Origin of the sequence: Candidatus Pristimantibacillus lignocellulolyticus, from assembly GCA_023639215.1 — a bacterium.
Lineage (GTDB): Bacteria > Bacillota > Bacilli > Paenibacillales > Paenibacillaceae > Pristimantibacillus > Pristimantibacillus lignocellulolyticus.
Genome location: CP097899.1, coordinates 2,332,102 through 2,355,152, shown reverse-complemented (window position 1 = coordinate 2,355,152; position 23,051 = coordinate 2,332,102). Strand labels below are relative to the sequence as shown.

The window sequence follows — 23,051 nt, the reverse complement described above, 5'->3', positions numbered from 1 at the left end:
ATCCAGACTATAGGAAGCAGTGTATTTTAAGTAGCGCCTTACTTTTATCGATTTTAGTTTTGCTCTTCATGTATGTTCGCAGCGCTGTTAACAAGCAAACGTCAGCTTAATTCTTTGTATATAAAGTAATCAAAATCTGCATGTTTTCTCATACCGCTTAAGTCCTGAGCACACATTCCTAAAAAAGTACCTGTAAAACGAATATAATTTCCAAACTCATCAGACAAGTGAACAATAGAAATCGCTTCCCCTACTGGCTGCCACTCCTCGTCTAATGCTGCATAATAAAATTGTACCATTTCACGAAGAATAACTGCTTTTAATCGATATTCAGTATTTGCTAGCAATGGGATATCACTTGTTAAGCATTCATCGTAAACTCCTTCGACCGATTGAACGATGCCTAGACATTTACCTAATTGCTCATGATGCGTCACTCGCAAATACACATAGTCTGCTGTATTATAATATAAAATCAAGCCTGCCATTTGTTGAAAATGCTCGGGTTCAAATTGAATTATTGTTTCAATCTCGCAATTAAAAGCTTGCTGCCTTCTTGCAATAATACTTTGCCGATGCACGGAACTCATCGACTCCTGGCCTTTTATTCGCAAGTATCCCCTTCTCTCGTTTAATGACACCCATGTTGATTCTGTTGGAATACGTAGTGAACACCATTGAAGCCCTAGCTCCTGCTCATCAAAATGATCTAACTCAGGTATCACAGGAAACGAGTGTAATGGTAAGTTCGGCGCAGTAACTTCGGCTTTTGGTTCATTACCGCCACCTTCTAATTCCAGCCAATTATCCTCTGTCCAGCTCATACGTTGAATCGCAGTTTCTCTACCTAACGTACAATATTTATCTACAGTTGGTCTACCTACCAAATGAACCATATACCAATCTCCGTGTTGCGTTTCTACTAGTGAGCCGTGGCCTGCCTTTTGTAGCGCAATCTCTGGCTTATGTATAGAAGTTAAGATCGGATGATTCGGTGATACAATATAAGGACCATCAATATGCTCTGCGCGTGCTAACGTCACAGCATGCTCATATTGAGTGCCACCCTCTGCCGTAATAAGATAGTAATAACCATTTCGCTTGTATAGATGAGGGGCTTCTGTTAATCTCAATTCCGTTCCCTTGAAGATTAGCTTACGCTCACCAACCAATTGCTGCTGCTCAGTGCAATATTGCTGCAATACGATACCAGCAAAGGAATTGGTTCCTTTTCGATGATCCCACAGCATATTGACTAGCCACTTCTTACCATCATCATCATGAAACAGCGATGGATCAAAACCACTGCTATTTAGATAAATAGGCTCGGACCACGGTCCCATGATATCGGTTGCTGTAACCATATAATTATGTGTATCTTTAAATGCACCCATTCTGCTTACTACATCAGTATAAATCAAATAATAAATCCCATTGCTATAGCTTAGACAAGGTGCCCAAACCCCACCAGAATCAAGATCTCCAACCATATTTAGCTGAGAAGCAGAGCGCAGCACAGTCGTTAATGGACGATAATTTACTAAGTCCCTAGAATGGTAAATGATAACACCAGGAAACCACTCAAAGGTTGACGTTGCAATATAATAATCATCTTCTACGCGAATAATAGACGGGTCGGGATGAAACCCTGGCAGGATTGGATTTGTAATTTTCATTATGAAACACCGTCACTTTCTAAGTAGGATTGTAATAATTGCTGACCTTCCTCGGAGCGCATGCCAATATCAAGAAAAGCTTTGATACGCTCTACGTCATAGATGCAGCCACGCCATGTACCGCCACTTGCTGCTTGCAGAGCTGCCCACAATCTCGTATCATCTGGCAGATCAGGATCTGCTCTTAACTCGGGATGCGCTTCTCTTTGTGCTAATATTGTAGTACCCTCATCCATACTCACAGGAGCTTCACCATCACCAACCATATGAATGGAACCCTCCAGCGTACGTAATTGTATACGAATATCGATCCAATCTCCCGTTCTGAGCTTGCCAACTGGTCCTCCTGCCAATGCCTCTGGTCCTATGTGACCGATGCATGCACCTGTCGATACACCAGAGAAACGAGCATCCGTAATTAGAGCAACATCTTTACCGAAAGATAAATGCTTTAATGCCGATGTCAGCTGATACGTTTCCTCCATACCTGTACCAGAGGGACCACGACCGATCAATACGAGTACATCTCCGGCTTCAATACCTTTATTTTTAATTGCAGTAATCGCTGCTCGTTCTGTTGTAAATACCTTTGCTCTACCGACATGATGAAAAATACCTTCAGCACTTACTTTAGATGGATCAATCGCTGTTGACTTAATGACAGATCCTTCAGGTGCAATATTACCAAGCGGGAAGGTTACCGTTGACGTTAATCCTGCTAGTTTTGCCTGCTCTGGAGCAAAGATGACTTCTTCAGGCTGTACGCCATCTAATTTAATCAACGTTTGCTTCATAACTACTCTACGTTCACTTTTCTCCCACCAATCCAGTACTTCGCCAATAGTTTGACCTGTTACTGTCAATGCATGCTCACGCAATACACCTAGTTTCCTAAGATGAAGCATCACTTCTGGAACGCCACCTGCCAGAAAAGCACGTACCGTTGTATGCGGATGTGGGCCATTTGGTAGTACACTTACAAGTCTAGGAACTTTACGATTAACTTCGGCCCATTCTTGTACTGTTGGAATATGAAGTCCTGCAGCATGTGCAATTGCAGGAATATGCAATAGTAGATTTGTAGAACCACCGAATGCAGCATGGACAACCATTGCATTGTAGATTGCATCGTCCGTAAGTATATCTTTCGTTTTGAGCCCACTACTCACCATTTGAGTAGCCGCTCTTGCAGACTGTCTAGCCATTTCATGCCAAATTTCTTGCCCAGATGGTGCTAAAGCAGCATGAGGAACAGTCAGTCCCATCGCTTCAGCAATAACCTGGGCAGTTCCAGCGGTACCCAGAAATTGACACCCTCCTCCTGGTGTTGCACAGGCACGACATCCTAAGTCAGCAGCTTCTTCTAGACTCAAATCTCCATTGGCATACCTTGCACCAATCGTCTGAATTTTACCTGCATCTTCCCCTGATGTTGGAGGAAGAGTAACACCTCCAGGCACAATAATACCAGGAAGCTGAGGTGAGCCTGCTATTGCAAGCATCATAGCTGGTAACCCTTTATCACATGTACCCACACCAATGACTGCTGCGCGCTGAGGTAGAGATCGAATTAATCTTCTTAGCACAATGGCTGCATCGTTGCGATATGGTAAGGAATCAAACATCCCTGTAGTCCCTTGGGATCTTCCGTCACATGGATCGCTGACAAAACCAGCAAACGGTATTCCTCCACTCTCATTGATTTCATTAGCAACTGATTTCATTAAGTCGCTAATTTCCCAATGCCCAGTATGATAGCCAAGTGCAATCGGCTGACCTAGCTCATCCTTTATGCCGCCTTGCGTGCCTAGTATGAGCATTTGCTTACCAAGCAATTTACTTGGCTTCCAGCCCATTCCCACATTTTGTGACATTCCGAACAAATCGCCGCTTGGTGAATGCAACAGCATTTCTGGAGTTAGTGGCAGCTTTCCCGATGGCCCAGCTGCATGAGTGAACAATTGATATTGCTTCTCTGTAGGTGAACCCATAATATCGTCTATTCCCATAGTGATAATCCTCCTTAACCGATATAGCGAATGATCAATTTATCTACCTCAAATGACAATTACCCTTTTATATATACTGTTTTGATTGCTGTATAAAATTCAATTGCCGCTTGCCCCTGCTCACGAGAATGGGAACTAGATTGCTTCATTCCGCCAAATGGAGCCTGTAATTCAACACCCGCTGTTTCGGCATTTACACGTACCATACCTGCCTCCATATCATGAATGAAGGAAAGCATTCTACTAATATTTTGTGTATAAATTGAAGCACTTAAGCCAAATTCGGAGTCATTAGCAGCTCTAATTGCTTCTTCGAAGCTATCTACCTCGATCAATGCTAGAAACGGTCCAAAAATTTCTTCCTTAGCAATCTTCATATCTAAAGTGACATGTTCAAAAATAGTAGGCTTTACAAAGAAGCCATCCTTCAAGCTCTCATCGGTCGGAACGACTCCACCGACTAATAGAGTAGCACCTTCCTTTTTACCCTGCTCTATATAATGTAGCACCGTATTGTGCTGATTCTCGTTGGCACATGGACCTAGCCATGTTGTAGCGTCCATGCCATCGCCTACTTTTAGCTGTTCTACTTTTTCTACAAGCTTTTGTTTAAACTCATCATAAATTCCTTTTTCTACAATGACTTTACTCGTTGCTGTACATTTCTGACCTGTGGATTTCAGACCTCCGCTAATAGTAGCTTCTACTGCTAGATCAATATCCGCATCATTAGCTATAATAATTGGATTTTTTCCACCCATTTCAAGTTGATATTTTGCACCACGTGCAAGTGCCGCCTGACCAACCTGCTTACCAACATTATTAGAGCCTGTAAAGGTAACTCCATCTATTAGACGATGCTCGGCAATTCCTTGACCAATCGTGGCACCGCTTCCAATAATCATATTTAATACCCCTGATGGTAGCTTCGCATCGTGGAAACATTCCATAATTTTAGCAGCTGTGACACCCGTTTCAGTTGCTGGCTTCCATACAATCGTATTCCCATATATTAATGCAGGAGCAATTTTCCAGATCGGAATAGCAACTGGGAAATTCCACGGAGAAATAACACCTACAACACCGAGTGGAGTTCTCGTTGTAAACATTAAAGCTTCAGCATCAGAGGCTGGAATGACATCACCTACTTTTCTCATTCCTTCTCCAGCATAATAGCGAAGAATAGCAACGCCCCTAGCTGTCTCTCCCTTTGCTTCTGGGAATGTTTTTCCCATTTCTCTCGTCATCGACTCTGCCACTTCATCAAGTCTAGCTTCTAAAATATTCGCTACCTTGAATAAATAATTACCTCGCTCCACACCTGCTAACTTTCTCCATGCCTGCTTCGCATTGACAGCAGCTTGGACTGCTTCATCTAACTGGGAACTTGTCGCTTTCGGCAACCAGCCAACTACTTCATTTCGATTAGCTGGATTTATGCTTTTTTGTCTTTCATCCTGTTGAGGCAGTTGCCATGCCCCATTAACATAATTCCCATATACTTGCTCAGTTGTTTTTGTCATTTTAAACTCCTCCATATCGAATAATAAGCTACCTCTTACAGAGATAATTAAGCTCTTGCCACTCTATTCACTAGCTTACCAATGCTCTCAATATCAATTTCTATCACATCATTCTCTATAAGAGTAAATTGGTTTGGCGGAACTATACACGTCCCCGTAAGCAATACCGTCCCATTAAAGACCACGTTGTCTCTAATTAGAAACGATACTAGCTCTTCAAGCTTTCGCTTCAATTGCGATGTATTCGCTGATTCTTCCACAACCATTTGACCATCCCGATAAATACGCAAAGTCATTTCTAGTGAGTAAGGATTGCCTACTGTTTCAGCAATTCGTATTGCTGGACCAATTGAACATGATTGGCGCCAAACTTTTGCTTGCGGTAGATACAATGGATTTTCTCCCTCAATATCACGCGAACTCATATCATTTCCAACGATATAACCAACAATTTCACCTGAAGAACTCAGTACAAGTCCAAGCTCTGGTTCAGGGACCTGCCAATTAGAATCATTGCGGATGCATACATCCTGACCTGGTCCTACCGTCCTAGCTGCAGTTGACTTCATAAATAGCTCTGGTCTCTCTGCATCATATACTTTATCGTAAAAGGTCAATTCATTTAGCTTGCCATCCGTTGCCTCGTAATTTCTTGCTTCCTTACTACGACCATAAGTTACACCTGCCGCCCATACTTCTGGAGCATCCAAAGGTAAAGTGATCTCCAACTCATCCCAATTCACCTGTTTAATTTCCTTTCCTTCACGATCAGCAACAATATAGTTTAATGCGGATAGACCTGCTTTCTGCGCTTGATCAAATACGTCCATCGCGTCATGTACATCCAATTCACATAAATATAAATCATCAGAAATTGAACCTATTTTCACTATTCCTTCTTCTACATAACGAATAATTCTCATCTTATTACCCCTTTTGTTTTATAATATAAAACTGTGTTTCGTTAAATAGTTAGATTTTATGCTTTGCAAGATTCTATTTATTTCGCTCTATAGCCTAGTTTTACTGATATTTCATCCGCAGACTGTTTCAGCTGCTGAATAAATACCTGCAATTCTTCATCTCCAACCGATGCTACCATCGTCGATAAACTAATAGCACCCTGAATTTCACCATTATGATTGAATATAGGAACCGCGGCGCATCTAACCCCTACTTCATTCTCCTCATTATCAATTGCATAGCCATTAATAATGGCTGTTTCTAATTCTTGTTCATAGGTTTTTGCATTAAGAATTGTATTTTCCGTCTTCTGCTCGAACGTAATGGACATAACTAAATGTTGGCGTAATGGCTGTTTCTGAAATGCAGCTAGCACTTTACCCGCAGCACTAGTGTAAAGGGGTACTCTTCTACCAATACGAGAATAACGAATTGCAGCCTTCTCCCCTTCAACCTTATCGATATAAAGACCTTCATTTTTTTCTAGCGTAACCAAATGTGTTGTTTGACCCGTAGAAGAAGATAACTTTTTTAAGGAAGGACGTACAAAATCCCGTAAATCTAACTGATTTAGAAATAACTGCCCCTTCTCGGCAAACCTCATACCAAGGCGATACTTTCCGTTTTGTTCGTCCTGTTGAATATAGCCATGCAATTGGAGTGTTTTCAATAAAGAGTGAACAGTACTTTTATGAAGAGACATTTGTTCACTTATTTCTGTAATTTTCAACTCTGTTTGTTGTTCGTCGAATAAATCAATAATCTTTAAAGCACGATCAATAGCTTGAATAATTGGCATAATAAGCTGAAGCTCTCCTCTCTATAAAGTTTTATAATATAAAACCTAGTTCTGCATTTTTCATAGTTAAGTTTAGCAGAATTATTATTTTTGTATATAGACAAATTTGATTTAATGATAATCAAACGTAATATGTGCTTAATGAAAGGTCAAAGTCAAAGAGTTTAAAGAATGGAAGTAAAGTCTATATAACTTCGTCCCTGCAAAGATGCTTCGAAAACCAATGCTAGCACATAGTAGCGACTGCATCCTTCCTAAGGAGAGAGGGTTTCACTTGCGATGCCAAGCATTACGAAAGTGTACGGTTAACAACTGGAGGTAAATTAGAGTTGGCTGTAGTTCCAAACACCATTTATATATAGTACGAAAAGCAGTGAATCATTCTTTTAAATATTCCTGTAATACTCCATTCACTCCTATAAATCAGTGTTGCCATTCTTCTTTACGGTGAACATTGGATCAATGTCTCTTCCTTAACTTGTACTAACTGTATTAATAGAGGAGAAATTGTCGCGGTCTTCTTTTTGCTTATCAATGACTATGACAGTCTACTAAATGTAATATAATGTATACATTTTGCAATTCGTAAATTACAATAAATTCAAATTAATACAGTATATCTAAACTTGATAGGCTGCGGGTCAAAGAAAATCTTATTCAAAACTAAGTGCATTTCTACTAAGGAGGGATCTAATTGCTATGAATTTAGTCGCCAAATTGATGCAAAAAATCGTAAACGACGTTACCTCACATAAGCTGAAAGTCTATCGGGACAAAGTAGAGCTCATAAGGAAACGGAATTTGGATTCATGGGACCAAAAGCAGCTGCAAGCTGAATCTCTCCGGCTGAAAAAGAAAGCAAAATCAGATACTCCTTTGGACGAGCTACTTGTTGAAGCCTATGCACTGGTCTGCGAGACAGCGAAGAGAACGCTCGGATTAAAGCCTTACGATGTCCAGATCATGGCAGCCATCGCTTTGCACGAGTCTTTTTTGGTCGAGCAGCATACAGGCGAAGGAAAAACGCTATCTGCTGTTATGCCTGCATATCTAAATGCACTAACCGGCGAAGGCGTTCATGTGCTTACTTTTAACGATTATTTGGCACATCGAGATGCGGAGTGGATGGGACCTATCTATCGTTTCCTCGGGTTAACGGTAAACTCGGTTCAAGCGGGCATGAGCTTGTCCGAGAAACGGGAAGCATATGCAGCGGATATAACCTATGTTACGGCCAAAGAGGCGGGATTCGATTATTTGCGTGACACGATCGCACTAAACGAAGCTGATACCGTACATCGTCCTTTCCATTATGTTATCGTCGACGAAGCAGATTCACTGCTAATCGACGAGGCGCGAGTGCCGCTAGTCATCGCAGGCGAGCAGGGTTTTACCAGTAACGTCGACATTCGTTTCGCAGAAGTGGCTAGGCAGTTCAAGCGAGATGTGGATTATGACTTCGATGAGTTTAAACGTAACGTTTATTTAAATGAAGTGGGCTCTGCCAAAGCAGAATTGCTACTGGGGTGCGGTAATTTGTACGAAAGCCATAATAGTCATTTGTTAATGTCGTTAAACTGCGCTTTGCATGCGGAATCGTTATTGAAAAAAGACGTTGATTACATCGTCCGGGATGGTCAAATCAAGCTGATTGACGAATATACTGGCCGGGTGGCGGAGAACAGGCATTTGCCTGACGGGCTGCAATCCGCGCTTGCAGCTAAAGAAGGGCTGCAGTCGAAAGCCGGCGGGGAAATTCTCGGGACGATTACCCTTCAGCATTTCCTTAGCCTATATTCTAAGATTTGCGGAATGACGGCTACCGCGCATGTTTCTGCAATAGAATTCAAAGATGGTTATGAGCTTCAGGTCGTGCAAATTCCGCCGAACCGACCAAACATACGAATCGACCATCCGCACCGCATTTATACTCATAAAGAAGCGAAATTTAAGGCGTTAGTACAAGAAATCTCGACTATTCATGCAACAGGACGTCCGATTCTCATTGGTACGTCAAGTGTCGGGGAGTCTGTCATGCTGGCGGATGCGCTAGCGATTGCCGACGTACCTTGCCATGTTTTAAATGCGAAAAACGACGCAAAAGAAGCCGAGATCATCGCAAAAGCGGGAGAAATCGGCGCCGTAACGGTGTCTACAAATATGGCGGGACGTGGCGTTGACATTCGACTCGGCGGCGGTGACCACACGCAAGCAGACCTTGTCGCTAAACTTGGCGGGTTATACGTGATTGGTACGTATGTGAACGAAAGTGTGAGGATCGACGACCAACTGCGCGGACGTTCTGGCCGTCAAGGCGACCCGGGTGCTTCCGTATTTTTCGTAAGTTTGGAGGACGACTTGATCCTTCGGTTCGGCATTAATAAAGCAATTCGCAATCTTAGGCAGGATGAGGTTCTCAATGAGTCAGTGCTCCGCAGCAAAATCGTACATATTCAGCGTGTTATTATGGGCCAAAACCTCCATATTCGCCAGGAACTGAACGGTTATTCGGATATGGTGGAGGATCAGAGACGTATTCTATATAAAGAGCGGCTTGGAATTTTAAAAGGCGAGACACCGATGAGCCCCTCGGAGCAACGGGTACGGCTTTTTTATATCGACAAGTTCTGGGCTGAGCATCTGGCATATGCTTCTTACATTCGCGAAGGCATCCATTTGGAGAGTCTAGCTAATCGTAATCCAATCGATGAATTTCATACGCAAATTATTGAAGCATACGAGCATATTTCAGCTCAAATAAATAGAGAGTCGGCGAATATGCTCGCAAGGCTTGGAGGTTCGAATGATCCTGCGATGTGGAAAAAGTTTGGACTGAAGAACCCTCCTTCCACTAGGACTTATATTATCAACGATCAATACATTCAGAAGAAAGCCAGCAATCGGTCCCCAGAGACGATAATCGCATATTGGATTCGCAAGATTCTGGGGAGGGCATTCGGGTGGGAGAAATTTTGATGTAGCTTAGCTTGTCTAGGTGCACATATGCAAAAAATAAGATACCTCGCGGTGTCTTTTTTACTGCTATTCGTGAGAAATACCAGTGCTTGAAGAGCACTGGTATTTTCGTTATATTAACAATTATTTCGTGGTTGAGGTTAGTTCCTTGTTCGATGTCCGTTCAAGTAGTTTTAGAAATTCACGCATAAATCCAGGTAAATCAGGCCATGCGTGACCCGATACTAAATTTCCATCCACATGAAGTGTCTCACTTGCATATTCTGCGCCCAGTGATTCGACTTCCAGCTTACACGCATTGTATGCCGTTAACTTTCTGTCTTTGAAGTAAGAACGATCGGGCAGTGCTAAAAATACCTGAGCACCATGACAAATCGCTCCTATAGGCTTATCCGCTTCCAGAAAGTGCTGGACAATTCTTGGAAGGTCTTGATCATTGCGGATGAACTCAGGAGCCCGTCCGCCTGGAATGATCAAGGCATCGTAGTCAGCAGGCTCTACGTCCGCAAAGGCTATATCAGACGGTAGTAGATGAGCTGGCTTCTCCGTATAAGTATCCCATCCTTCGATGAAGTCGTGACATACGGTGTTCAATGTCTTCTTCCTTGGCGAAGCGATCACCGCCTCGTAGCCCTCTTCCTTCACCCGATAGAATGGATAATAAACCTCCAAAACCTCTGCACCGTCTCCGGTCAGAATAAGTACGCGTTTGGACATTTTACACCCTCCCAATTTTGGATTTATTTAACATCGATTTAAATTATAAGGATAATATTTAAGCTCCGTCAATGGTTCTTAAGAACGGGGGGATGATGTCAAATTACGCAATATAACGTCGTACAAACCTGCCTATATGGAGGGCTATTTGTCTCCACGTTAACGTTCTCTCTAAAAATGGTTAGGTAAAGTGACTGAATTTTCAAGAACTGAAGTAAAGTCCAAGCTTACTTATTTATTTTCCATATACTAATAAGCTAAGGAGGTAAGAAAATGAATCAATATAAAACTATACGCAAGAATAAAGAGAGAGTAAATCAATATAAGTCTATACGTAAGAATAAAGAGAGCGTGAGTCGATATAAGTCTACACGCAAGGATGAAGAAAAAGTTAGTAATAGCGGGTATCGTTCTTTAGGTAAAGAACATGCAAAAATAGAATCTGCACACCAAGAGTGTATGGACCGCGCTTATCGTATTCCCATATTTTTAAGTACGACAACTCATTTAAATAATAACCAACAACGATTTCTAAACCGCCTAATTATAGAAATTGAAAATGCTTTGCTTTTTCCACGTACGTTACCTTTAAGCGAAAGTTATCCCGAATCCATTTTAACTGATATTCGTCGGTTAGTTTCATCAAGCTATGGAATGCTAGCATTAAACCTTCGACGTTTTGAAATTCAAACTGTTGATGTCAATGTAGGTCCCCCTCCACCCTCCACTCCATTCTGGACAGGCTCCGTTTATTCACAAGTTGAGCCCTCAATGGCTTTCCAATTTGGTCTACCCTTATTATTAGTCAGGGAAGAAGATACCGACTTAAATAATGGGATTTGGGCGGGAGGAATTGCCCCACTCAACCTGTTTATAGTATGGCATTCTGAAACTCAATCTGTTGAGCAATTCTTTAACACTCCTGAATGGAGATCGGCCTTTGCAAATTGGTGTGCACAAGTAAGAAATGCTTTTTATATTCAGACAGAGCCAAATTTCAAATACAAATGTTAGTGATAAACTAATTCTTTATCATCAAGTCAAAAATATACAAGGCATTGTACATTTTTGACTTATTTACATACCTAGATATAACATTGGATCAAAGTTTTCTTTTCTTTCAATTCAAGTAAGATACTACCAACTTCTAAATTTTAAGAAGTTCTTAGTAGTTGGCTTCTTAAATCTCTTGTCCAAAACCTTATTAAGGTATTATGGAAGTCATTTTAATTTGGGTGAGGTTTTCTAAGTAGATTTCAATTTTTAATTCGGTATGCTCATGGATCTTTAAGCTGGTCAGACGAGAAGCTAGAATATCTTTATAATCGGGTTCAGAGTTCTGCTTAATATCGGTGAATGCTATACGCATTGAGCCTCGGTTACGATAAAAGGCGCAGTCAATAATGATAATGCCGCCGTATAAGCCTCTGGGATATTGAAAAGTAAGGCAGCTGCCGTTACGTCGACCGCGGTTGTGTTAGTGTATCATAATGATAAAGTAAATTTATATTTCAGGTGGCAAATTACTTTTAGATATAAATTCCGATAGATAATTTTTTCATTTCGATGCAACAATGAATATTAATATACTTTGATATTTTCAATCAATCTAATACTGCTCTTGAAAATAGGTCTTTCATTAATGAGTCATCTTCACACGCTTCCCTAAAGGAGATTGCAAAACTTAGTATGGCTTCTTTATTGTTTGTATATGCAGCGAACATACCGGCTTCTGGATCAAATCGTAAGATATCAACTAAGTGAGGCATTTTTTCTTTTAGAAATACGGCTGCTAATGAACCCCAATCATAGCCATTGCCCTCAAATCCTTCTTCGGTTCGTGTTTGAAAAATTTCATGCTTATATTCTCCAACATTTAAAATCAATGATATGCTTCCATCACTATGCGCAACTAGCTGAAATGGGATTATTTTTTCTTCAACCTCTAACAAATCCTCATCTTGTTCAATGTTCATGATATGTATGGTTTCATTTCCTGCTTTACTAGCGGCATTCCGACTCATTTCTAAAAACATGCTGGCTTGTGAATCTTCAGGATCTAGTGCTACAGATTGTTTAAAAGCAACGATCGCTTCCTTATACTGTTTAAGGTAATAATAAGCATATCCTATTCGAAAATGCCAAAGAGGGTCGTGCTCACCTTGCTCTTGCACAGATAAAAAACATTTGATAGCCTTCATTATAATTATCGTGATTATTCAATGCTCTTCCTAAATGGCAAATTAAGTCATAGTCCCTTTCTTCTTCGGGTATCCCCATAATTTTGTTAATGATTCCCTCATAATCGTCCTCGTTATGCAAACAAGTGAGCTGATCCAATAGATCATGATCCATCTTTGTATTCTCTCCTCTAACCTTAATTAAATTATGATTTCAATAGCATTAAATTTCCCCAATAAACTACCAATCACGTTCACGAATTGCTACTTCTGTGTCTATTTCGATTCCAAAAAAGGCTAAAATATCTTCAACAGTTTGTGCAATCGATTCTCTGCCTACTGTTTCAATTTCACTGTCATTTTCGTCAAACTCTTCTGCAAGATCATTGATTGCATTGATGGCAATATTAAGCTTAGATTGAATCTCTTCGATATCTTGATTACCTTGTTCTAAAAATTCAACAACTTTAACTAGTTCAGCTTTGACTTTATCCACTAGAAAATCAGGAAAGTATCCATCAATATACATATCTTTTAAATATTCAAAGTCAAAATCTAGTTTTTTCATGAAATATTCCTCCAATGACATTAGTATTTCAGGAAAATTATACCAGAATTACTTTTTACACGTCAATTATAAGGAAAAGCACGTTCTATTGTCTTTTTATATAAGTATGCCTCATACGATTGATGATTTTGAGCAATAGGGCTCTACTCTTTCGGATTAAGTAAGGACCGTTGTGCTATCTTTAATTAGGTTCAAATCGGTGACCAAGAGGTTACTATAGTGGCCCATCTAGAGGAAAGTTTATTCCACGTCGTGCTAAAGGATCAGCCAGAAGAAAATACGCTTGGCATGGCATTTGGCTTGTAATACCGCTATTGATAGTTCTTTTACTTCGTTCTTTTGCAGGAAATGTCTGAAAATTGGACCGAATATCACTCGTAAGAGGGGGTACCGGTATTCATTGTGAGCTAAGCTTTACTCCTTGTTAACTTCGAGTATAAAAAATACACCGCCCGAGGCACTTAGCCTACAATGCGATGTATTCAAATCTTATATATTGCTATACAGCTTTCAACCCCTATTCCACACCCACCGCAATCGGATTTTCTGCATTAGCGCTCCAATCACTCCAGCTACCAGCATAAAGCTTCACATTGTTATATCCCGCTTCTTGCAATGCGAAGAAATTCGGTGTAGCTGTTACTCCTGATCCACAGTAGACGATTACTTCAGCATTCTTATCTATCGCTGAAAATCGTTCTGCTTGTTCTTCAGCATTTTTCCACAATCCATCAGTATTTTTACCTTCTTGCCAAAAATAATTGACTGCAGAGGGTACATGCCCAGCAGCTTTATCGAGTGGCTCTACTTCACCACGATATCTCGCACCATCTCGAGAATCTATAATTACTGTCCCAGCAACACCAATTTTACTTTGAACATATTGTTGATCGACAAGTATACTGTCATTCAATACTACAGGTAAGTGGCATCCTTCTACTCGATCAGGAATTTCAGTACTAACTGCATGTCCAGCTTCTTTCCAAGACTTGAACCCACCTTCTAGCACATATACCTCTCCATCAAAACCTATCCATTGCAATAACCAACGAAGTCGTGAAGCCATCGCACCACCCTGATCATCATACGCTACAACAATGGATCCAGTTGTAATACCAATTGAACTAAAGAATTGTGCAACCGTTTGTGGATCAGGTAGTGGATGTCTTCCACCTACTCCATCTGGTCGTTTCCCGCTAGATAGATCATGGCTTAGATTGGCATAATGTGCTCCATCAATATGACCTTCACGATAAGCGAATTCTCCTGCATCTTCATCAGATAAATCATATCTAACATCTACAATAACAAGCTTGGCGTCACCTGATGCTTGAGCTTCTAACTGTTGTTGCAACCTTTGCTGACTAATAAAATATGACATATTGCTCCTCCTAAAACTTTTTGTTAGCTTACTATAATGCTTCCTGCAAACAAAAAGTTGCTTCGAAAGCATAAGCTAAAACTTTTTGTAATACTTCTTGAGATGCTTCCTGTAACAAAAAGTTACTTCGTAAGCATAAGCCTAACTTTTTGTTAACTCACTATAATGCATTTAGTTTACTCCATTAATTAATGGTGTACTAGCTTTTATATTGTATGTATGCAATAGAACGATCATGATTAATCTTCTCATTCTTCTTTCATCTGTATAAGCGATTTATCATCTAATTTCCAATGTGTAATCGGTTGAGCAGTTTCAAATTGAACAACAAAATTATTTTGAATATCATCATAGCGAACTAAAAAAGCATTGAACAATTCATTAAAATTTACTACCCCAATCTGCTGATCATTCAATGTATAAATAGATGTATAAGTAGGACTACCTACGGAAGCTACAATGTCATTGCTTCCATCTCCATCCACATCAAACTCTTTCGTCGGTGAACTAATAGTTAGAGCGACTGGTTTTTCCTTCGAAATATTGATGTATAGCGTATGATGAGCATTAGCTCCTACTGATCCGCTCACTTTAATCCATGAGGTAGATAGCGCTTCCACAACAGAATATTGGTAGTCTCTATTATTAACTTTCCCATAACCTATAGCACCTAAATCATAAGTTTGATTCTCATACTCCATATAAGCATTTAATTGTAATTGTTCTCCCCATGAATAAATGACGATAACCGTATTTTCAATAGGTTGCTTAATTATAGGTGTCATCTCTTCTTCTAGTTCTATTAAGGGGAGTTCTGTAGCCGATATATATTTTGAATAATTAATTGGAATAGTATCGTATGTCACATCTGTCTCTGCCATTGAATCAATAATACGTGGTTTTTCAAACTCTACTTGATTGCTCGTATCATCGGCTATTAACTTTGGTAGTTGTGTATTAGTCATTTGTGTATTACCTTCCATGCTACATCCCGCTAGTAAAACAATAAATGTAATACTCAGCATACAAATGCTACGCATTAACGACAATTTGCCCGACCCCCACTATAAATTACATGTTCATTAATAATGATAATATGTAGATCTACCTAAGTAACCACGATTAATCTTCTATTTGTTTTAAGAAGTCTTTTTCTAAGATCCATCTTGAAGTCGATTCGGCTATTTGAAATTGAACAACAAAGTTATTTTCCACGTCATCATAGGAAACGACTAATGCATTCATTAATTTATTCAAATCCTTAACTACGATCTGTTTGTCTTCTATAGAATATATAGTGGTATAAGGAATTGTACCAATAGAAGTAACAATTTCTTGGATCCCATCACCATCTAGATCAAATTCCCGAGCATGTGCACTAATGACAATTGCAGTAGGCGTGTCCTTATTAATATCAATATAATATATATGAGGTGCATTAGCTCCTAAAGCTCCACTTACTTTAATCCACGATTGTGATAATGCATCTACCGTAGCATATTCATAATCTACATTATTGGTAGTTCCGTATCCAATTGGACCCAATTCATAAGTTTTATTGTTATATTCAACATATGCGTATAATTGCTGGTCCTCTTCCCCCATTGAATATATAACAATGACAGCATCACCAATCGGCTGTTTACTGACTGTTAGCATCGCTTCATCAATATCTATAAGAGGAAGCTCTATAGGTATAATATAATCTGTGTATGTAACTGGGATATCAAGATAAAGCACTTGTGGATCTACTATTGAACCTTGATCAACAGATTCTTCTAGTACTAATGGTGTTTCAGTATCTTCTACAATTTGCTGAGTAGGATGTTGATTAGTAATCTCTTCATTAACTTCTACATTACAACCAGCTATTAACAAACATAATGTAATACTGAATGAGTATCTTTTGATAATAAACAATTGACTCTTCTCCTCCTATCTTAAAGGCATTTTATTCGCTTAATATAATCAAATTCATTCAAACCCTAAAACTCCAATATATAGTAATTATATATAAAATTAACTTAATTTAAATTAATTTGTTTTTCTCGTATTTATGCTATGTTCTCTTTTTCATTATAAAAACGCCAATTAGCTACTAAGCAGTGAGATTTTAAGATCCCACTGGTTAATATTTGCTAATTGACGTTTTTTTGAAATGTATTGATGCTATTTTCCATTACATTACGTTTTACGTTTTGTGCTACCTAACTTCGTTAATATTTTCGGCCCAGCTTTCGTAATGGCGACCGTATGCTCAAATTGTGAGGTTAACGAATGATCAACAGTTCTTGCTGTCCATCCATCATGTGCAATATATATTTGCGGTGATCCTACAGATAGAATCGGCTCTATCGTAATAACCATCCCTTCTTCAAGCTTAATTCCAGATGCTCGGGTTCGTACATGATGAACATGTGGAGGCTCATGTAACTCCTTACCAATACCATGCCCGATAAATGAACCTATGACATGAAATCCATCTTTTTCTGCTCGTTGTTCTATTGCAGAACCTATAGCTGAAATATCATTGCCAACTACTGCTTGGGCAAGACCTGCACGAAAAGCAGCCTTTGACGCTTTAACTAACTGCCTGACTTGGGGTGAAACTTCTCCAATCATGTACGTCCATGCCGAATCCGCCTTCCATCCTTTATAATCTGCAACGATATCAACAGTAATAATATCTCCCTTTTTGAGCTTATAGGAACTAGGAAATCCATGACAGGCTACTTCATTTACTGAGGTACAACTCGCAAATGGGTAACCTTTATGGCCCTTTTGTGCAGGATATGCGCCATGTTCAACCATATACCAATCGACGAATCGATCAATCGACTCTGTTGTTGCTCCTGGGACACATTTATCAGCCAATGCTTTATGACAACCTGCAACGATTTTACCTGCTCTCGCAATTCGTCTAATCTCCGCGTCCGTCTTCGGAACAATCGACTGCATCATTAACACCCTCCTAAAACTTTTCGGTATGAAAAGTTAATTCGTAGCATGATACTATCTCCCTTTGTACTCGTATGAACAACAACTCTTTTTTCTGTTTTCATTCTTTTCTCAACTACCACCACTGACTTTGCTTCGCAGCGGAGAGAGCTAATTGCTAGTGGAACAGCGATAGCGGTCGTTTTTGTCCTCGGATTTATTCCAATTTACTTATTACAATAAATCCGAGGACAACGGCGAGTGGAACAGCAATTTGTTCTCGAAGCGAAGCATACTTAACGCAACGTCTCTTCCCTTAAATATATTCCACGAACCTTCGCTTCATTCTCATTTCGTGTCGAAGCATGTCCTAAAGTCTCCTACGATGGGCGTTCATATCAATGTACATTGTGAACGCAAAAAAAGAGCCTGAAGTATAAAGCTCATCAGACTCTTTCTCATATATTTGACCTACACTGCCGAAGAGTTCATTCTTCCAAGTTCATCCTCAACTAATGAGGTTAATTCATCTTCATAGCCGCCAGTAATACGATACTTACGGACATACTCTTTAACAAATTTCCTTGGGTCCTTAGGTTGGAAAATTCTCGTCAATTCCTTCAGGCTTTCCTTGACTTCATTTTGGCTGTGCTTTGCCATGAAATCTCCTCCCTTATACAATGGATGGTCGGTCCTATAGTACTACTCGAGAACAACAACAGGAAGTTGTCGCCTTCGTTCCGGCTCTTGTTCCCCCTTAGGTGTCATTCATTCCACGGCGATTAGGTCAAATGTTTCAATTTTCTTACTATTATAACATTTCAGATAACAATATAGAAGTAGTTCAATGATTAGAATATTTTATTGATATTTAAAAGCTAATATTATTCTCTTCATTAGACTTGTTCATCATCACTAGAATGTTCAAAGGAGGTCGAATCATGACCTGTTTCTTGCGATTCCCTTGGCTTTCTATACATACGCAAATAAATAATTACAATTATTATTGCTACAACTACACCAAAAGTTAATAATACTAGCGCAGCTACATTTTGCCACAACTCAACCTCCTCCTTTTCCTATTATTATTTTACATTATTTTCACAATTACTTCATGAGTCTATAAGCACCACTTGCCCACGCGAGTAGTTCATTATGTTCATTATATAAAGATGCTGTCATAGTATTAGTACGCTTAGTAGAATGTAAAAGTTCCGCTTTGCAGTAAATTTTACCATTTGCAACATTAGATAAAAAATGAGTGTTCATTGTTGCAGTAACCGTGTTTTCTCCTGTTCCAAGCATAATAATTAATCCCATAGCATTATCCAACATAGACATCATTACCCCTCCATGTACAATGCCCATTAAATTTTTATGATGATCGGCAAGTTCAAGTGAAATAATGACGTGTTCCTCGTTAGCTTCAACTAATTCACAACCTAAATATCCCCAAAAAGTCGACTTAGCAAGTTCTTGTAATTGTTCATATCTTGTTTGTTCATTCATGTTGTTGCTCCTCTTCGGCTAACTTGCGCCTAAGTACTTTCCCGACCATTGTCTTTGGTAAGCTATCTCTGAACGCATATTGATGAGGTACCTTGAAAGCAGCTAAACGTTCTCTACACCATGAATCTAGTTGTTCTTCGGATACCATATAGTTATCCTTCAACACGATATATGCTTTCACTGTTTCTCCACGGTAAGCATCTTTAATTCCTATCACAGAAGCTTCAGCAATTGCAGGATGTTCGAAAAGCACCTCTTCAATTTCACGAGGGTATATGTTAAATCCACTTGCGATAATAATATCTTTAATCCGATCCATAATAATAAAGTAACCATCTTCATCCATCATGGCTAGATCGCCTGTTTTCAACCAACCATCGTTAAGTACCTGATCGGTTGCTTCTTGTCTATTCCAATATCCTTTCATGACTTGAGGACCTTTAACAATTAGTTCGCCTAATTGACCCCATGGCAATCGCTCACCTGTCTCAATAGAGATAATGGCAGCATCCGTATCTGGAAATGGCAAACCTATCGTTCCGATCTTGCGATCACCCCATATTGGATTAGCATGAGTGACTGGTGAACTCTCTGTTAAACCGTAACCTTCGATCAATCTACCTCCTGTTAAGTTTTCAAATTGTTCTTGCACTTCTAGAGGCAATGCAGCAGAACCACTTATACATACTTCAATGGATGAAAGATCTAATGGAGATAATTGTTTACTTGCCGCTTGTATTAAGGCAACATACATCGTTGGTGCACCTGGAAAGATCGTCGGCTTCATCTTATCGATTGTTTTCAATACTTCATTTACATCAAACTTCGGTAATAAAACTAGGCACCCTGCTGTTTTTACCGACATGTTCATTAGTACCGTTAACCCGAACACATGAAATAGTGGTAATGCCGCTAAATATCTTTCTTCCCCAATTTTAACTCGACTACACCATTCCATCGTTTGTAATGTATTAGTAACGAGATTGCGATGAGTAAGCATAACCCCTTTCGGAGTACCTGTTGTTCCTCCTGTATATTGCAATGCAGCCAGTTCATGATGCTCCGCTAATGTAGGTCTCTCGAATGATAAAGATTTCTTGGATTGCAATGTACTCCAAGCAACGTAACCATCCTGACCATATGGAATGACCGACTTAAAACCTTCCTTACGTTGTTTTATCGGATATAAAAAATTTTTAGGAAAAGGTAATCCATCCTTAATCGAAGTGACTATTACACTTTTTAATTTTGATAATGGACCGTTCTCTGGATTTTTGCCACGAACTCGCTCAACTCTTGGGTAAAGTAGATCCACAGTAATTAATGCAACTGCTCCGCTATCTTGCAATTGATGGGTCAGTTCACGCTCTACATATAAAGGATTCGTCTGAACAACGATTGCACCTGCCAAAAGTACTCCGTAATATGATATGACAGCTTGAGGACAGTTAGGTAACATAATCGCAACTCGGTCACCTTTCTGGATACCAAGTCTGCCTAATCCTCTAGCTAGTCGATCTGCTGCAATATAGAGTTGCTGATAAGTCATCGTCTTGCCCAAGAAATAGACTGCTAACTTATGCGGATAATTTGTAGCTGAATCTATTAAAAACTGTGCAATATTAACTTCAGGGTAATCGATTGTCGTGCGAATATCATCCGGATAATGCTCATGCCATATTCTGTGCGACGACTGCCCTGCTTCTGCTTCTGCTTCTGCTTCTGCTTCTGCTTCTGCTTCTGCTTCTGCTTCTGCTTCTGCTTCTGCTTCTGCTTCTGCTTCTGCTTCTGCTTCTGCTTCTGCTTCTGCTTCTGCTTCTGCTTCTGCTTCTGCTTCTGCTTCTGCTTCTGCGAAAGTATCCTCGACTACTTCATTACTGTCAACTACTTCTTCGCTTGTTACCTCTATTTCGCTCTCTTTCTGCGTCTCATCATGAACATTTGATTGTTGAGGATTTTGTGATTCCATACCAGATCACTCCTTCACACAATATATTGCTCACTTACGATAACCTTTGCAGCGATTTTTCGTTTCAATGTAATGACATCTGTGAGAGATGCTTTCGTTAATTTCTTTACAATCGATAATTGCATTCGTAATGCGTCCCCTGATTCCATACGCACAAGTGCTTTTTTGGCAATACCTTCGATCTGATCCATCGCTTCTTGCACATAAACTTGAGTCATCATTGCTACAGTCGAAGACTCATCGTTATCCAACCCCAGTGATATTCGTTTCTGAGCTCTTAAGTAAGCGCTCTCCATTGCAAACGTTAAAATCATCATATTAGCTAGTGACTCTAATATTTCTTGCTCTCTTTCCAATTTTACGCCGTATCGTTGAACAGCAATGCCACCAATCATCAAAAATAGCTTTTTCGCTTGCTCTATGCGGTGACCTTCTAAGCTTAAGTTCCCTTCCAGTTGAGGGGGTGTTTGAGGCTCTAATAACTGCGCTTGTAACTCTTGAATTTTATCAAGTAACGGCAACTCATTTTTCATTGCTTTCTTAATGAGTGTTCCCGGAATTAATAGGCGGTTGATTTCATTTGTTCCTTCAAATATGCGATTAATTCTTGAATCTCGATAAATTCGCTCAACTTTGTATTCTTTTATAAATCCATAGCCACCATGAATCTGCACAGCTTCATCACTTACAAAATCTAAAGCTTCCGATGCAAATACCTTTATCATTGAATATTCCATCGCATACTCACCAATTGCTTTAGCTGCAAGCTTACCGCTATCAGTTGCGACATGGGAAGATGTTTGATCAATTTCAGACAGCATCGCATCCATCCAGCCAGCAATTCGATACACCATACTCTCTGTTACAAAGGTGGCAATGTTCATATCTGCTAATTTAGCACCAATAAGTGGATATGAAGAGATTGGCTGATTGAATTGCTTGCGAACATTAGCATAAGAAGCAGCTAACTGAATCGCTTCCTTCGCAGTGCCAAGGCATGCTGCACCGAGTTTAAACCTGCCAATATTTAATATATTAAATGCGATAAGATGACCTTTTCCGATTTCACCTAATACATTTTCAACAGGAACATGGACATCTTCAAAATACAATGGACATGTGGATGAGCCTTTTATACCCATCTTGTGTTCCTCTGGCCCAATACTGAATCCTTCCATTTCACGCTCTACAATGAATGCCGTAAAATGTTCATTATCTATTTTGGCATAGACGATAAATACATCAGCAAAGCCCGCGTTTGTAATGAATATTTTTGAACCGTTCAATACGTAATGTTTGCCATCTTCGCTTAACTTCGCATTCGTTTTGGCGCCTAGTGCATCTGAGCCAGAAGCTGGTTCTGTTAGACAGTAAGCAGCAATCTTTTCTCCAGTAGCAAGTAGCGGTAAATACTTTTCTTTCTGAGCTGTTGTTCCAAAAAAGACAATTGGCAGTGTTCCTATGCCAGTATGAGCACCTACTGACAGTGCAAATGATGAACTTTTGGCTAACGTTTCAGCTAGTAATGTTGTACTTACTTTATCGAGACCTAGACCTCCGTATTGCTCTGGAATATCGGCACCTAACAGCCCTTGTTCTCCTGCAATACGCATTAATTGAACCGTTAATTCATAATTAAGTGCCTCAATCTCCACATCATTCGGAGTTATTTCAGCATCCATATACTGCTGGGCCGCTTCAGACATCATTCTTTGTTCACTTGTAAAATCCTCTGGAATCGTAGTTAACATAGGATCACTATTCTCGATAACAAAGCGTCCACCGAAAGAAGTTGCCTTCGTTGTAGACATTCTAATCACCTCCAAAACTTTTTAGATGACATT

Annotated in this window: 19 protein-coding genes; 2 read left to right on the top strand and 17 right to left on the bottom strand. The window is 39.8% G+C overall.

Annotation, left to right across the window (positions count from 1 at the left end; all coding sequences use genetic code 11):
* Positions 1–101 precede the first annotated feature (101 nt).
* The 5 genes from NAG76_10010 to NAG76_09990 form a co-directional block, all read right to left on the bottom strand.
* The gene (locus NAG76_10010; protein ID URN96524.1) at positions 102–1,676 is read right to left on the bottom strand and encodes a glycoside hydrolase family 43 protein; all 1,575 of its coding nucleotides are present in this window, start codon (positions 1,674–1,676) and stop codon (positions 102–104) included.
* On the bottom strand, positions 1,676–3,685 hold the full coding sequence (locus NAG76_10005; protein ID URN96523.1) for a YjhG/YagF family D-xylonate dehydratase: 2,010 nt from the start codon (positions 3,683–3,685) through the stop codon (positions 1,676–1,678). Before NAG76_10005 ends, NAG76_10010 begins: the two co-directional genes overlap by 1 nt.
* Positions 3,686–3,744: 59 nt before the next feature.
* On the bottom strand, positions 3,745–5,208 hold the full coding sequence (locus NAG76_10000; protein URN96522.1) for an aldehyde dehydrogenase family protein: 1,464 nt from the start codon (positions 5,206–5,208) through the stop codon (positions 3,745–3,747).
* Positions 5,209–5,255: 47 nt separating this feature from the next.
* Positions 5,256–6,131 carry a fumarylacetoacetate hydrolase family protein gene (locus NAG76_09995; GenBank protein ID URN96521.1) on the bottom strand — a complete coding sequence of 292 codons (876 nt, stop codon included), beginning with the start codon at positions 6,129–6,131 and terminating at the stop codon, positions 5,256–5,258.
* Between the two features lie 77 nt (positions 6,132–6,208).
* Complete coding sequence (locus tag NAG76_09990) at positions 6,209–6,970, bottom strand: IclR family transcriptional regulator (GenBank protein ID URN96520.1); 762 nt, start codon at positions 6,968–6,970, stop codon at positions 6,209–6,211.
* 699 nt (positions 6,971–7,669) lie between these two features.
* Between NAG76_09990 and secA2 the strand changes: the two genes are divergently transcribed.
* Positions 7,670–9,946, top strand: a complete 2,277-nt coding sequence (gene secA2 / locus NAG76_09985; GenBank protein URN96519.1) for an accessory Sec system translocase SecA2 — start codon at positions 7,670–7,672, stop codon at positions 9,944–9,946.
* Positions 9,947–10,069: 123 nt separating this feature from the next.
* On the opposite strand, the gene NAG76_09980 is transcribed toward secA2, so the two are convergent.
* Positions 10,070–10,663, bottom strand: a complete 594-nt coding sequence (locus tag NAG76_09980) for a DJ-1/PfpI family protein (GenBank protein ID URN96518.1) — start codon at positions 10,661–10,663, stop codon at positions 10,070–10,072.
* A 273-nt stretch (positions 10,664–10,936) separates the two neighbouring features.
* Here NAG76_09980 and NAG76_09975 point away from each other — a divergent pair, with 273 nt between their 5' ends.
* Positions 10,937–11,677: a hypothetical protein gene (locus tag NAG76_09975; GenBank protein URN96517.1), complete on the top strand. Its 741-nt coding sequence runs from the start codon at positions 10,937–10,939 to the stop codon at positions 11,675–11,677.
* Between the two features lie 590 nt (positions 11,678–12,267).
* On the opposite strand, the gene NAG76_09970 is transcribed toward NAG76_09975, so the two are convergent.
* The 11 genes from NAG76_09970 to NAG76_09920 form a co-directional block, all read right to left on the bottom strand.
* Positions 12,268–12,864 (bottom strand): Imm51 family immunity protein, encoded by a 597-nt coding sequence (locus NAG76_09970; GenBank protein URN96516.1) that lies wholly within the window; start codon positions 12,862–12,864, stop codon positions 12,268–12,270.
* Between the two features lie 220 nt (positions 12,865–13,084).
* Entirely contained in the window at positions 13,085–13,411 is a 327-nt protein-coding gene (locus NAG76_09965; GenBank protein ID URN96515.1) for a DUF5713 family protein, read from the bottom strand.
* 517 nt (positions 13,412–13,928) lie between these two features.
* Entirely contained in the window at positions 13,929–14,792 is an 864-nt protein-coding gene (locus NAG76_09960; GenBank protein ID URN96514.1) for a sulfurtransferase, read from the bottom strand.
* A gap of 248 nt (positions 14,793–15,040) precedes the next feature.
* On the bottom strand, positions 15,041–15,775 hold the full coding sequence (locus NAG76_09955; protein ID URN96513.1) for a hypothetical protein: 735 nt from the start codon (positions 15,773–15,775) through the stop codon (positions 15,041–15,043).
* Positions 15,776–15,914: 139 nt separating this feature from the next.
* Positions 15,915–16,712 carry a hypothetical protein gene (locus tag NAG76_09950; GenBank protein ID URN96512.1) on the bottom strand — a complete coding sequence of 266 codons (798 nt, stop codon included), beginning with the start codon at positions 16,710–16,712 and terminating at the stop codon, positions 15,915–15,917.
* A gap of 264 nt (positions 16,713–16,976) precedes the next feature.
* A complete protein-coding gene (gene map / locus NAG76_09945) occupies positions 16,977–17,753 on the bottom strand; it encodes a type I methionyl aminopeptidase (GenBank protein ID URN96511.1) in 777 nt (258 codons plus the stop codon).
* Positions 17,754–18,200: 447 nt separating this feature from the next.
* Positions 18,201–18,389, bottom strand: coding sequence for a hypothetical protein (locus tag NAG76_09940; GenBank protein URN96510.1), 189 nt, complete (start codon positions 18,387–18,389; stop codon positions 18,201–18,203).
* A 236-nt stretch (positions 18,390–18,625) separates the two neighbouring features.
* Entirely contained in the window at positions 18,626–18,790 is a 165-nt protein-coding gene (locus NAG76_09935; GenBank protein URN96509.1) for a hypothetical protein, read from the bottom strand.
* A 46-nt stretch (positions 18,791–18,836) separates the two neighbouring features.
* A complete protein-coding gene (locus tag NAG76_09930) occupies positions 18,837–19,238 on the bottom strand; it encodes a PaaI family thioesterase (protein ID URN96508.1) in 402 nt (133 codons plus the stop codon).
* Positions 19,231–21,207, bottom strand: coding sequence for a long-chain fatty acid--CoA ligase (locus NAG76_09925; protein URN96507.1), 1,977 nt, complete (start codon positions 21,205–21,207; stop codon positions 19,231–19,233). The genes NAG76_09930 and NAG76_09925 overlap by 8 nt, the downstream gene beginning before the upstream one ends.
* 14 nt (positions 21,208–21,221) lie before the next feature.
* On the bottom strand, positions 21,222–23,018 hold the full coding sequence (locus NAG76_09920) for an acyl-CoA dehydrogenase family protein (protein ID URN96506.1): 1,797 nt from the start codon (positions 23,016–23,018) through the stop codon (positions 21,222–21,224).
* Between the last annotated feature and the right edge of the window lie 33 nt (positions 23,019–23,051).

Excerpts from the sequence above, each read along its gene's own strand:
- NAG76_09980 (URN96518.1), bottom strand. The coding sequence starts at position 10,663 with ATGTCCAAACGCGTACTTATTCTGACCGGAGACGGTGCAGAGGTTTTG.
- NAG76_09925 (URN96507.1), bottom strand. The coding sequence starts at position 21,207 with ATGGAATCACAAAATCCTCAACAATCAAATGTTCATGATGAGACGCAG.
- NAG76_09940 (URN96510.1), bottom strand. The coding sequence starts at position 18,389 with ATGGCAAAGCACAGCCAAAATGAAGTCAAGGAAAGCCTGAAGGAATTG.
- NAG76_09920 (URN96506.1), bottom strand. The coding sequence starts at position 23,018 with ATGTCTACAACGAAGGCAACTTCTTTCGGTGGACGCTTTGTTATCGAG.
- NAG76_09965 (URN96515.1), bottom strand. The coding sequence starts at position 13,411 with ATGAAAAAACTAGATTTTGACTTTGAATATTTAAAAGATATGTATATT.
- NAG76_10005 (URN96523.1), bottom strand. The coding sequence starts at position 3,685 with ATGGGAATAGACGATATTATGGGTTCACCTACAGAGAAGCAATATCAA.
- NAG76_09960 (URN96514.1), bottom strand. The coding sequence starts at position 14,792 with ATGTCATATTTTATTAGTCAGCAAAGGTTGCAACAACAGTTAGAAGCT.
- NAG76_09970 (URN96516.1), bottom strand. The coding sequence starts at position 12,864 with ATGAAGGCTATCAAATGTTTTTTATCTGTGCAAGAGCAAGGTGAGCAC.
- map (URN96511.1), bottom strand. The coding sequence starts at position 17,753 with ATGATGCAGTCGATTGTTCCGAAGACGGACGCGGAGATTAGACGAATT.
- NAG76_10010 (URN96524.1), bottom strand. The coding sequence starts at position 1,676 with ATGAAAATTACAAATCCAATCCTGCCAGGGTTTCATCCCGACCCGTCT.
- NAG76_09955 (URN96513.1), bottom strand. The coding sequence starts at position 15,775 with ATGGAAGGTAATACACAAATGACTAATACACAACTACCAAAGTTAATA.
- NAG76_09990 (URN96520.1), bottom strand. The coding sequence starts at position 6,970 with ATGCCAATTATTCAAGCTATTGATCGTGCTTTAAAGATTATTGATTTA.
- NAG76_10000 (URN96522.1), bottom strand. The coding sequence starts at position 5,208 with ATGACAAAAACAACTGAGCAAGTATATGGGAATTATGTTAATGGGGCA.
- NAG76_09995 (URN96521.1), bottom strand. The coding sequence starts at position 6,131 with ATGAGAATTATTCGTTATGTAGAAGAAGGAATAGTGAAAATAGGTTCA.
- secA2 (URN96519.1), top strand. The coding sequence starts at position 7,670 with ATGAATTTAGTCGCCAAATTGATGCAAAAAATCGTAAACGACGTTACC.
- NAG76_09975 (URN96517.1), top strand. The coding sequence starts at position 10,937 with ATGAATCAATATAAAACTATACGCAAGAATAAAGAGAGAGTAAATCAA.
- NAG76_09930 (URN96508.1), bottom strand. The coding sequence starts at position 19,238 with ATGAATGAACAAACAAGATATGAACAATTACAAGAACTTGCTAAGTCG.